The 12,421-nt window shown below is 67.2% G+C and carries 9 protein-coding genes and 1 other RNA gene; 9 read left to right on the forward strand and 1 reads right to left on the reverse strand.

Annotated elements, in window-relative coordinates; translation table 11 throughout:
• Positions 1-104: 104 nt before the first annotated feature.
• Positions 105-460, forward strand: a transfer-messenger RNA (tmRNA) gene (gene ssrA / locus BLU29_RS06770).
• A gap of 96 nt (positions 461-556) precedes the next feature.
• Here ssrA and BLU29_RS06775 read toward each other — a convergent pair.
• Complete coding sequence (locus BLU29_RS06775) at positions 557-1,525, reverse strand: MBL fold metallo-hydrolase (RefSeq protein ID WP_091056153.1); 969 nt, start codon at positions 1,523-1,525, stop codon at positions 557-559.
• Positions 1,526-1,634: 109 nt separating this feature from the next.
• On the opposite strand from BLU29_RS06775, the gene BLU29_RS06780 reads away from it, so the two are divergent.
• The 8 genes from BLU29_RS06780 (at position 1,635) to ggt (ending at position 12,372) form a co-directional block, all read left to right on the forward strand.
• A complete protein-coding gene (locus tag BLU29_RS06780; RefSeq protein ID WP_091056155.1) occupies positions 1,635-2,267 on the forward strand; it encodes an RNA polymerase sigma factor in 633 nt (210 codons plus the stop codon).
• A gap of 31 nt (positions 2,268-2,298) precedes the next feature.
• Positions 2,299-3,204 (forward strand): zf-HC2 domain-containing protein, encoded by a 906-nt coding sequence (locus BLU29_RS06785; RefSeq protein ID WP_091056156.1) that lies wholly within the window; start codon positions 2,299-2,301, stop codon positions 3,202-3,204.
• Positions 3,201-4,295 (forward strand): DUF4097 family beta strand repeat-containing protein, encoded by a 1,095-nt coding sequence (locus BLU29_RS06790; protein ID WP_091056158.1) that lies wholly within the window; start codon positions 3,201-3,203, stop codon positions 4,293-4,295. Before BLU29_RS06785 ends, BLU29_RS06790 begins: the two co-directional genes overlap by 4 nt.
• Before the next feature lie 349 nt (positions 4,296-4,644).
• Complete coding sequence (locus BLU29_RS06795; protein WP_091056160.1) at positions 4,645-6,717, forward strand: PAS domain S-box protein; 2,073 nt, start codon at positions 4,645-4,647, stop codon at positions 6,715-6,717.
• Positions 6,714-7,169: a response regulator gene (locus BLU29_RS06800; protein ID WP_091056162.1), complete on the forward strand. Its 456-nt coding sequence runs from the start codon at positions 6,714-6,716 to the stop codon at positions 7,167-7,169. The genes BLU29_RS06795 and BLU29_RS06800 overlap by 4 nt, the downstream gene beginning before the upstream one ends.
• Positions 7,170-7,187: 18 nt before the next feature.
• Positions 7,188-9,485 (forward strand): response regulator, encoded by a 2,298-nt coding sequence (locus BLU29_RS06805; protein WP_091056163.1) that lies wholly within the window; start codon positions 7,188-7,190, stop codon positions 9,483-9,485.
• Positions 9,486-9,566: 81 nt separating this feature from the next.
• A complete protein-coding gene (locus BLU29_RS06810; protein WP_091056165.1) occupies positions 9,567-10,601 on the forward strand; it encodes a zinc-binding dehydrogenase in 1,035 nt (344 codons plus the stop codon).
• 40 nt (positions 10,602-10,641) lie between these two features.
• On the forward strand, positions 10,642-12,372 hold the full coding sequence (gene ggt / locus BLU29_RS06815; RefSeq protein ID WP_091056167.1) for a gamma-glutamyltransferase: 1,731 nt from the start codon (positions 10,642-10,644) through the stop codon (positions 12,370-12,372).
• Positions 12,373-12,421 lie beyond the last annotated feature (49 nt).

A 12,421-nucleotide genomic window follows, 5' to 3' on the forward strand; every position in this document is an offset into this window, starting at 1 on the left:
AATTCACCCGGCTTGCTTTCGCGGCGCGATGTGGCACGTTCCCGCTCCCACGTTCTTTGACGGTGTGCTCAACACATCCGGTCAATTCATCACTTTCTCCCTTTGGGGGTGTTCTGGATTCGACCCTAGGTTGGAGCGCGCAGCTGCCTGTCGAGAGTGAAGGTCTCTCGTTAATCCCTCTTCAAAACAAACAAACGGCACATTCGAAGAAATGCCCCTGGCTGCCTAAAAATTGCAGCCACGTTGCTACCCTGACACCTGCTAGGGGATAGGAACGTCGACAGCAGGAATAACGGTGACGGCCGTCGTGACGTCGCCGCGGTATCTTCAAACCACGGCTGGTTCCCCGGAGCGCTCGCGGCTTGGTGCCCGGGGGATGAGACTCTACAAGACGCTATATAGGTAGATGCGGCGCGTGAAGGCCCGGGGCACAGGGGTTCAACTCCCCTCACCTCCACCAATTTCCTTTCCGAAGCGGAAAGGAAATTGTCCGCCGTCGCCTTGGCGAAGGCGGACAATGATCGATATGCAAGCCGGCCGAGCGCGGGGCGCCACTTCACGCCCCCGTCAGCTCGTCATAGGCCGCGCCCAGGTTGCCGCCGAGCCGGTTGCCGGGACCGGGTGGCACGTGCAGGTCGGGGAACCCGGGAAAATTATCGAGTTTCACGATCTCCGCCCTTGGTTTGCCGGCCTTGATTTCCGTTTCCACGTGGGCCAGCAACGCCGCGATGTAATCCCGGAAAACCAGGATGTCCGCGTGGCCGCCGGTCACGCCGAATTTCGCGTGCCCGTGCCCGCAGACGTAGATCGCGTCGGCGGGATAGTTTTTCACGATCTCCTCCAAGCGGGTGTGCCAGCCCCGGAAGCTCGCGCCGGCCGGCCGGTCGACGACGGGATAGATGCGGTTGAAGAGCAGGTCGCCCAGGTGCACGACGTTCGCGCGCTCGAACAGCGTGACGATGTCGCCCTTGGTGTGGGCCGGGCCGAAATACCGCGCGCTGATCGTCTCGTCGCCGAAGTCGTGCCGCCACGCGTCGGGAAACGTGGCGTCGGGAATCATGGGCGCCAGTTCCGCCTCGGCCGGCGGCTTCGGGCTGCGCGCCGCCGCGGCCCGCATCAGCTCCGGCACGTTGGCGTGGGCCACGATCGTTTTCGTCACCGGCCGGAACACCCCGTTGCCCCCGGTGTGGTCGCCGTGGTGGTGTGTGTTGATGACGGCATCGAGGGTCCGGCCATCACGGCCGTGCAGATCACGAAGAAAGATCGCCGCCGTGTCAGGAAACTGCGTGTCCACCGCCACGACGGCGGCGGGACTGACGAGCCACCCGATGCTGCCGCCGCGACCGGTGAAATAGCCGACGTTGCGCCGCAACGCCTTGAACTCGGTCACCGGCGGCGGCGGCCGGACGGGAACGGAAGCCGCCGGGGCGGCGGGCGCAGGCGTCTGAGCGGACAGTGGGCCCCTCGCGAGCAGGCCCAGCGAGGCGGCGACCCCGGATTTGAGCAGGAAATCGCGGCGATTCATGACTTAAGGCTAGCGCCCCGGGCGGGCCGGACCAGCCCTTTTGTGGAAAACTGTAACCTTTCCATCCCCGGGCGGTATTACCCGCCGCACACCCGTATGACCACTTCCCATGATGCTCGCCGCCGTCACCCAGTTCCGAGTTCCCTCCCGGCCCGTCGCCGCTAGCCTGCCCGTCGCCGTGGAAACCACGTCCGACCATGAACTCATGATTGCCGTCCGCGCGGGTGAAATCCGCCGGCTGGGCGACCTGTTTGAGCGCTACCACAAGCCGCTTTACGGTTTCTTCGTGCGCCTGACCAACCAGCCGTCGGTCGGCGAGGACCTGGTGCAGATTGTTTTCTACCGCATCCTGAAATATCGGCACACCTACCGCGACGAGGGCAAGTTCTCCGCCTGGATCTACCACCTCGCGCGCAAGGTCGCCGCCGACCACTTCCGCAAACACGCCTCAACCCCGACGCCCACCGACCCCGCCGTCCTGCACGAGCAACCCGCGCCCGAGCCCCAGCCCTCCGAGCAGGCCGCCACCGCCGAGGATGTCGTGCTGCTCCGCACGGCCCTCGCCCGCCTGCCGCTCGAGCATCGCGAGGTGCTCGTGCTGTCGCGCCTCCAGCATCTGGAGCACAAGGAGATCGCCAGGCTGCTCGATTGCTCCGTCGGGGCCGTGAAGGTCCGCGCCCACCGCGCGCTCAAGGAGCTGCGCGAAGTCTATTTCAAAATCAGAAAGGAAAAGGCGGCCTGACCGCCCCTCATTACACCACCGGGGATCCACCATGAACTGCTCACGCGTCCAGGATAGCTTCATCGATTACCAGGACGGCTCGCTGCCGGCCGACGAATCCGCCCAGCTCCGCGCCCACCTGGCCAGCTGCCCCACCTGCCAGCGCGAGTGGGCCGCCCTCCAGGAGATGACGCGCAAGCTCGACGCCCTGCCCGCGGCGGAACCCAGCCCGCGCCTGCGGGAGAATTTCTACGCCATGCTGGAGACGCACCAGCGCGAGGCCGACGCCCCGAGCCCCTTCGCTCTCGCCCGCGGCCGCATCGACCGCTTCTTTGCCGCGCTGCTGCCCGCGCAGCCGGCCCTCCAGTTCGCCTTCGCCATGGCCCTGCTTGTCGTCGGCCTGCTCGCCGGACAGCACTATCTCGCCAAACCCGTCGTGGTCGCGCCGGCCGACGATTCGGCCAAAAAGGAAATCGCCTCGCTGAAGGCCCAGATGGACTCGATGGGTCAGCTCGTCACCTACTCCCTGCTCCAGCAACAGTCCACGAGCGAGCGCCTGCAAACCGTGCTCGCCACCATGGACCTCAAGACCCCCGACCGGAAGGTGCTCAGCGAACTGGTCGGCGCCCTCGCCTTCGATCCGTCGGTCAACGTCCGCCTCTCCGCGGTCGACGCGCTCGCACCGCACGCGGACGACTCGCTGGTCCGCGCCGGCGTGCGCTCCGCCCTCACCCGCGAGCGGGCGCCCCTGGTGCAGGTCGCGATGATCGAGCTGCTCACCAACGCCCGCGATCTGGCCGCCCAATCCGTGTTCGAGCAGCTCAGCCGCGACGAAGCCGCCGACAAGAACGTCCGCGATGCCGCGCGCCGCGCGCTGGCCGTGCTGCGCCTGCCCGCGGAACCTGCGAACAGCCCCTCCGCCACCCTCAAGCCCTCCGCCAAGCCCGCTCTCACATGAAAACCCACATCCCCGTCCTCCGTTTCATCCCCGCCGCGATCCTCGCGTTCGCGTTGACCGGCGCCACTCTCCGCGCCGACGACGAAGGCTCCACCGCCAGCGTCAAGCTCTCCGCCCCCGGCAAGCCGGCCACCCTCCGGCTCGACGTGCCCTGGGCCGACATCCGCATCACCGGCACCGACGGTGACACCGTGACCGTCGCGTCCACCCTTTCCCAGAAGAACAACAAGCCGGCCAAAGCCGGCAGTTTGCGCCGGCTTGACGACGAGGTGACGTTCGAGCTCACCGAGCACGACAACATCGTCAGCCTCAACCTCGCCGGCGAAAGCCCCTGGGCCGGCCACGACGCCGAGTTCAAGATCTCCGTGCCCCGCAGCATGGCGCTCGAACTCAAGACCGACATGGGCGGGGACCTCTCGGTGAAGGACATCGACGGCGACATCGTCGTCGAGAGCATGAACGGCGACGTGGTGCTCGATGGCATCAGCGGCTCGACCGTGGTCAAGACCATGAACGGCGAGGTCCGCGCCACCTACACCAAGGCCCCGCAGAAGCTCGTCAACATCACCTCCATGAACGGTGAGATCAACCTCCATGTCCCCGCCGACACCAAGGCCAACGTCCGCATGAACACCCACAACGGATCCATCCTCACGGATTTCAGCGAGGACGTGCTCAAGACCAAGACCGAGAGCAGCCGGCACGCCGGCTACAGTTACGCCTACGGCGCCTCGGAGGCGGGCCGCGAGGCCGCGCGCGCCGCGATGGAAGCTTCGCGCGACGCCATCCGCGCCGCCACCGATGCCGCCCGGGAAGCCGCGCGCGAGATGAAGCGCGAAGCCGAGCGCGCCCAGAAGGAGGCCGACAAGGACGAGGCCCAGGCCGACAAGGAGGCCGCCGAAGCCGCCGCCAACCCGACCGCGCCCCGCGCCCCGACAACGCCGATGGCCCCCCGGCCGCCCCGCGCGCCGCGCCCCCCGATCGCCACCATCACCGGCGGCAAGGTCGTGACCGGCACGCTCAACGGCGGCGGTGTCGACATCAAGCTGTCGTCCATGAACGGCGAGATCACCCTCCGCCAGTCGAAGTAAATCCGGTCCGCTTCCAACGTCCGCCCGCGCCCCGTGCGCCGGCGGACGTTTGTTTTGGTCCCGGTCTTTTGATCCAAGTCCGGTCTCCTTGCGCGCCATTCGTTGATAAGAGAATGGCTTGGTTGATTTTACAGACGCTTTTGGGGTTGCTGATAACTTGCACTAGTAATATCCAGATCCCCTCACCTCTCCGCAACCGGGCGCCTCCTCAATTCCACCGCTACTCCTCTAACGATAATCCACAGTTTAGCGGGCCAATTTTGTCCAACCCTGACCAAGGAGGGTATTCCACGTGCTCCTTACATTGGAAAATAAGATTGCTGCCGGTTTCGCTGCAGCCGTGGGGTTTATGCTATTTATCGGCGGGGCCGCCTGGTGGAGTGCCGCTCGTTCGGCCGAGACCTTCCGGTGGGTGGATCACACGCATGCGGTGCTTTACCGGCTGGAAGTCACGCTGACCAAGCTGCTCGTCCTGCAATCCAGCTCGCGGGGTTACGCCCTGACCGCCAGAGAGGATCTGCTGCAAACGTATGAGGCCGACGAAGCCGTGGCGCGTGAAAACTGGCGCAGTCTGCGCCAGGTCATCGCCGACAACCCGGCGCAATTGCAGCGGTTTGATCGGCTCGACCCGTTGGTTGCCCGCGCCATCGATCTTTTCCGCGAGCGGATCGCGCTGCGCCGGAATGTCGGGCTCGAGGCTGTGACCAACCCCCCGCCCAACACCACCGGTTGGGCGACCATGGACCTGGTCCTTAAAGGTTTCAACGAAATGGAAACGGCGGAACGCCGCCTGCTCGCCGCGCGCTCGGCCGCCGCGCAGGCCGGCCAGCGCCAGGCCGTGATGGTTTTCGGCCTCGGCTCCCTCGTTGCCACGCTGCTGGTGGTCGCCGCCGGGTTCATCGTGCGCCGCGATTTCCTGCGCCGGCAGGAGGCCGAGGACGCACTGCGGCAAAACGAGATGCGCACCCGCCTGATGATCGACAGCGTGCGCGACTACGCCCTTCTGATGCTCGATCCCGGCGGCCGGATCACCAGCTGGAATTCCGGGGCCCAGCGGATCAAGGGTTACCCCGCCGGGGAAATCATCGGCCGGCACTTCTCCTGTTTTTATCCCGAGGACGCCGTCCGCTCTGGTTTTCCCGAGACTGAACTCCGGCTGGCGGCGGCGCAGGGCCGCTTCGAAGACGAAGGCTGGCGGATGCGCCGCGACGGCACGCGTTTCTGGGCCAACGTTGTCATCAGCGCCATGCGGAATCCCGCGGGCGAACTGCTCGGTTTCGTCAAGGTGACTCGCGATCTGACCGAGCGAAGGCAGGCCGAGGAGGAGCGGGACCGCTTTTTCAGCCTGTCGCTCGACCTCCTCTGCATTTCGAGCCCTGACGGTTATTTCAAGCGCGTCAGCCCGGCCGTCACGGACATCCTGGGGTGGACCGTGGCGGAGTTCCTCGCGCAACCCTACATCGACCTGGTCCATCCCGACGACCGCCCCGCCACGCTCCGCGAGGTCGAGCGACAGATCGCCACCGGTGAAAAGGTCCTGCAGTTTGAAAACCGCTACCGCCACAAGGACGGCTCCTGGCGCCTGCTTTCCTGGCGATCGGTGCCCTATGACGGGCTGATGTATGCCATCGCCCGGGACGTGACGGAGCAAAAACTCGTCGAGGCGCAGATCCGCCAGCTCAACACCAACCTGAAACAGCGGGCGGCCCTGCTCGAGTCCGCCAACAAGGAGCTGGAGGCTTTCTCCTATTCCGTGTCGCACGACCTGCGCGCCCCGCTGCGGCATGTCGACGGCTTCGCCAACCTGCTCCAAAAGCTTTCGGCCGCAAAGCTGGACGACCAGGGCCGGCACTACCTGACCACCATCTCCGACTCCGCCCGGCAGATGGGCCGGCTGATCGACGATCTGCTGTCGTTTTCCCGGATGGGCCGGATGGCACTCCAGCTGCGCGAGGTCGCGGACCACGACGCCTTGCTCGCCGCGATTATCCGCGACGGCCGCTGGGACCGGGCGGGCCGACCCATCGAATGGCACATCGCCCCGCTGCCGCGCGTCCACGCCGACCAGGCCATGCTGCAGCAGGTCTGGGCCAACCTGCTCGACAACGCCGTCAAATACTCCGGCAAGGTTCCGGCGCCGCGTATCGAGGTCGGGGCCCGGAGCGACCCGGCCACCGGCGAGCAGGTGTTCTTCGTTCGCGACAACGGCGCCGGGTTCGACATGCGTTATGTCGACAAGCTTTTCGGCGTCTTCCAACGCCTGCACGGCCCGGCCGAGTTCGAGGGCACCGGCATCGGCCTCGCCAACGTGCGCCGCATCATCCTGCGCCACGGTGGCCGCACCTGGGCCGAAGGTGCGCCCGGCCAGGGTGCCACGTTCTATTTCTCGCTGCCCGCCACCTCCACCTCCGCCGCCGCATGAAAAATCCCCGCCCCATCCTCCTCGCCGAGGACAACCCCAACGACGTCGAGCTCATCCTCGCCGCCTTCCAGGATGCCCACTTCGTGAACGAGATCCATGTCACCCACGATGGCGAACAAGCGCTCGACTTCCTGCACCGGCGCGGGGCCTACGCCGCCCGCACCGGCCCGCAGCCCGCGGTCATCCTGCTCGACCTCAAGATGCCCAAGGTGGACGGCCGCGAGGTGCTCCGCCACGTGCGCACCGACCCGGAGCTGCGCCACATTCCGGTCGTCGTCCTTACCTCTTCGCGCGAGGAAAGCGACCTGCTGGCCAGTTACCAGCTCGGCGCCAACGCCTTTGTCGTCAAGCCGGTGGACTTCCAGGAGTTCATCTCCGCCGTCGGCAAGCTCGGCTTCTTCTGGGCCCTGCTCAACGAGCCGCCCCCGCTGAATTCCACTCCCCCGGTCTGAGCGCCGCTTCCCTCCGCCATGAAAATTCTCCACCTTGAGGACAACGCCCATGATGCCGAGCTCGTGCGGGAGATTCTCGCCGAGGAGTGGCCGGACTGCCGGGTCACGGTGGTCGCCGGGCAACGGGAATACGTCGCCGCGCTCCAGGCCGGAACCCACGATCTCATCATTTCGGATTTCACCCTCGTGCGGTTTGACGGCACCTCGGCGCTCAAGCTGGCCCATGAGCACGCCCCCGGCATCCCCTTCATCTTCGTGTCCGGCACCATCGGCGAGGAACGCGCCATCGAGGCGGTGCACGCCGGCGCCTCCGACTACGTGATCAAGGACCGGATGCAGCGGCTGACGACCGCCATCCGTCGCGCCCTGCGCGAAAGCGAGGAGCGGCGCAGCCGCCAGCAGGCCGAGGCCGCCCTCCGCGAGAGCAATGAGCGCTTCCAGCTCGTCGCCCGCGCCACCAACGACGCGGTGTGGGATTGGAATCTCCTGACGGATGACATGTGGTGGAACGAAAGCCACAGCATCCTCTTCCGCTACCCGCCGAACCCCGCCGGGTCGACCGGGGCCGCGTGGATCGCCCGCATCCACCCCGCCGACCGGACGCGCGTCCACGACGGAATCAAGCAGGCCATTGCCCGCGGCCTGACCACCTGGACGGATGAATACCGCTACGGCCGCGCCGACGGCAGTTACGCCGACGTGCTGGACCGCGGCTACGTGCTGCGCGATGCCACCGGCCACCCCTACCGCATACTCGGATCGATCCAGGACATCACCGCCCAGAAGCTGGCCCTGGCCGCCGTCACCCGGGAGCGAGATTTCTCCGATGCCGTGCTCAACAGCCTCCCGGGCATCTTCTATCTTTTCGACGAGCAGGGGAAATTCATCCGCTGGAACTCCCGCTTCAGCCAGGTCTCGGGCTATACGGATTCCGAGATCACCCACATGTCCCCGCTCGATTTTTTCGCCGGCAAGGAAAAGGATTTCATCCAGGGGCGCATCGGCGAGGTCTTCAGCAAGGGGCTGTCCGACGCCGAGGCCAACTTCGTCACCAAGCAGCTGGAACACATCCCCTACTTCTTTACCGGCAGCCTGATCATGATCGACGGCCGGCGCTGCCTGATCGGCGTGGGCACGGACATCACCGAGAAGCGGAAGCTCCAGGAGCAGTTCCTCCGCGCCCAGCGGCTGGAGGGCATCGGCATGCTGGCCGCCGGCATCGCCCACGACCTCAACAACGTGCTCACGCCCATCCTTATGGCCGGCCCCATGCTGCGCGTCCGCGCCACCGACCCTCTCGACCAGCGCCTCCTCCAGACCCTCGAGCACAGCGCCGAACGCGGCGCGGCGCTCGTGCGGCAGATCCTCGCGTTCGCCCACGGCACCACCGGCGAGCCCCGCCTGATGCAGGTGAAGCTTCTCGCCCGCGACATCATCGAGGTCATCGAGGGGACCTTCCCCAAGTCCATCAAGCTGAAGCAAGATTTTTCCTCCGATACCTGGCCGATCCGGGCCAATCCCACCCAGATTCACCAGGTGCTGCTCAATCTCTGCGTCAACGCCCGCGACGCCATGCCCCGCGGCGGCCAGCTGCGTCTCCGCACCTCCAACCGCCGGCTCGAGGCGGCGCAGGCCCGCGCAATCCCCGGCGCCCGGCCCGGACCCTATGTCACCATCGAGGTTTCGGACAGCGGCACCGGCATTTCGCCGGAGGCGCTGAAGCACATCTGGGAACCGTTCTTCACCACCAAGGAGGCCGGCAAGGGCACGGGCCTGGGCCTGTCCACGGTGCGGGGCATCGTGGAATCCCATCAGGGCTTCATTGAACTGGAGACCGCCCCCGATCGCGGCACCACCTTCTCCATCAATATCCCTGCCGCGGAAGCCGATGCCTCGGCCGACGCCGTGGTGCCCGCGCCGTTCCTCCCGCGGGGTGACGGCCAGCTCCTGTTGCTGGTGGACGACGAGTCCACCAATCGCGATGTGACCCACGCCACGCTCGCCCGCTACGGCTACCGCGTGCTGGCCGCGGGCAGCGGCACCGAGGCCGTGTCCCTCTTCATCCCCCGGTCCGACGAAATCCGCCTGCTGATCACCGATCTGCACATGCCCAACCTGGATGGCGCCTCGCTCACCCGCATCCTCCAGCGGATCAAGCCGGGCCTCAAGGTCCTGGCCATCAGCGGCCTCACCAGCGGGCCCGCCGGCAGCGAGACGGAGAAGCCCGAGCAGTTCGCCAACGACTACCTCCCCAAGCCCTTCAAGCCCGAGACGCTGCTGCTCAAGGTGCACCGGCTGATCCAGCCGCCGGCCTGAGCCGGTGGCGCCGGCCTTTTCTTTTTCGCGAAAGCTGCTCTGATCGCGGCGCGTCTTGAGCCCGAACCGCCCGCCTCCCCCATGAAAGCCGTCCGCCTCGTCACTCCGGGGCGCCCGTTGGAACTGCATGAGATTCCGGTGCCCGACCCGGGCTCCGGCGACGTGCGGGTGCGGATTCACGCCGCCGGCATCTGCCACTCCGATGCCCATTACCGCGCCGGCGTCTCGCCCGCCGGGCCGTTGCCACTCACGCTCGGGCACGAGGTCGCCGGCGTGGTCGAGCGTTGCGGCCCGCAGGTGAGCCGGGTGCGGGCCGGCGACCGGGTCTGCCTGCACTACCTCGCCACCTGCGGCGCGTGCCCGTGGTGCGCCGGGGGGCACGAGCAGTTTTGCGCCACCGGCCAGATGATCGGCAAGCACCGCGCCGGCGGTTTCGCCGAATACATCGTCCTGCCCGCGGCCAGCGTGTTTCCGCTGCCGGCGGAGATTTCCTTCGCGCACGGCGCCGTGCTGATGTGTTCCTCCGCGACCGCTTTGCACGCGCTGCGCAAGGCCCGCCTCCAACCCGGCGAAAGCGTCGCGGTGTTCGGCCTCGGCGGTTTGGGTGCCTCCGCCGTCCAGCTGGCCCGCGCCCTCGGCGCGGCCGCCGTCTACGCCGTCGACCTCAATCCGGCCAAGCTGGCGCTGGCGGAAAAATTCGGCGCGATTCCGGTCAACGCCCGCACCGCCGACCCGGTCACGATCATCCGCGCCCTCACCGGCGGCCGCGGGGTCGATGTGGCGCTCGAACTCATCGGCCTGCCGCTGACCATGCAACAGGCGGTGCGCGTGCTCGGCCCGCTGGGCCGCGCGGCGCTCGCCGGCCTGACCCGGCAGGCGCTGGCGATCCAGCCCTACACGGAATTACTCGGCCCGGAGGCGGAAATCATCGGCGTGTCGGACCATCTGGCCCGGGAAATCCCCGAGTTGCTGGGGCTGACCCTGGAGGGGAAACTGGACCTCGGGCCCATTGTCACCCGCACGGTGCCGCTCGACGCCGGCGCCATCAACGGGGTGCTGGACGAGCTGGAAAAATTCGGCGGCGCTCCGCGCACGGTCGTGGCGATCGTGCCCTGACCCGCGTTGACGCGGCCCCGGCGGGCTCTAGGGTGTCGGCATGACTATCCGCCGGTCCACCCTGCTCTGTCTTCTGTTCCCTGTCCTCTGTTCCCTGCTCAACGCCCAGATCGACCGCATCAACGGCCGCGCCTTCGCCACGCGCTCGCCCGTGCTCGGCGCGCACGGCATGGTGTGCACCAGCCACCCGCTCGCCACGCAGGCCGGCCTCGACATCCTGAAGGCCGGCGGCTCCGCCATCGACGCCGCCATCGCGGCCAACGCCGCACTCGGCCTGATGGAACCGGTGAGCAACGGCGTGGGCGGCGACCTCTTCGCCATCGTCTGGGACGCGAAGACCGGGAAGCTCTACGGCCTCAACGCCTCCGGCCGCTCCCCGCTCGGACTCAGCTACGAACAGATGAAGGCCGAGTTGGCGAAAACCGCCACGCCCAGCCACATCCCGCCCCGCGGTTTCCTGCCGATCTCCGTCCCCGGAGCGGTCGACGGCTGGTTCGCGCTCCACGGCAAATTCGGCCGGCTGCCGATGAAGGACATCCTCGCGCCGGCCATCCGTTACGCCACGGAGGGCTTCCCCGTCACCCAATACATCGCCTACCTCTGGGGCATCGGCGTGCGCAATGCGAAGGCCGACCGGTTTCCCGGCGCGTTCCTCGACGTCTACGCGCCGGGCGGCCAGGCCCCGCGCGAGGGGGAGATTTTCAGGAACCCCGCGCTGGCCCATACGCTCGGCCTGATCGCCATCCAGGGCCGCGACGCCTTCTATAAGGGTGAGATCGCGGACCAGATCGACGCCTTCATGCGCGCGAACGGCGGCTTTCTGCGCAAAGTCGATTTCGAGAAGAACGCGCCCACCTGGGTCGAGCCGGTCTCGGTCAATTACCGCGGCTACGACGTCTATGAGCTGCCGCCCAACTCGCAGGGTATCGCCGCGCTCCAGATGCTGAACATCCTCGAGGGCTACGACCTGGCGAAAATGGGCTACAACTCGCCCGATGCCCTGCACGTGCTGATCGAGGCCAAGAAGCTCGCCTTCGAGGACCGCGCGAAATTCTACGCCGACCCCGGTTTCGCGAAAATCCCGCTGCCGGGCCTGCTCTCGAAGGAATACGCCGCCGGGCGCCGCAAGCTCATCAACCTGGCGCGCGCCGCCCGCACCTACGACGCCGGCAACCCCGCGCTCAAGGACGGTGACACGATCTACCTGTGCACGGCCGACGCCGAGGGCAACATGGTGTCGCTCATCCAGTCGAACTACCGCGGCATGGGCTCCGGCATCACGGTGCCCGGCCTCGGTTTCACGTTACAGGACCGCGGCGAGATGTTCACCTTCGAGCCCGGCCACGCCAACGTCTACGCGCCCGGCAAGCGCCCGTTCCAGACCATCATCCCCGGTTTCGTCATGAAGGACGGCCAGCCGTGGGAGGCGTTCGGCGTCATGGGCGGCGCGATGCAGCCGCAGGGCCACGTCCAGGTGCTCGTCAACCAGATCGACTTCGGCATGAACGTCCAGGAAGCCGGCGACGCCGCGCGCTGGCAGCACGAGGGCTCGAGCGAGCCCACCGGCGAGAAGATGACCGACGGCGGCACGGTGCAGGTCGAGAGCGGCATTCCCTACGCGAGCACGCGCGCCCTCGCCCAGCGCGGCCACGTGATCGTCGGCGGCATCGGCGCCTTCGGCGGCTACCAGGCCATCCGCTGGGACCCGGTGAACAAGGTTTACTGGGGCGCCAGCGAAAGCCGCAAGGACGGCCAGGCCGCGGGCTACTGAAACCGGATTTCAACCGACCGACGCCCATTCCCTGTCATTCTGAGCGCAG

The sequence above is a fragment of the Opitutus sp. GAS368 genome (genome assembly GCF_900104925.1).
GTDB lineage: Bacteria > Verrucomicrobiota > Verrucomicrobiia > Opitutales > Opitutaceae > Lacunisphaera.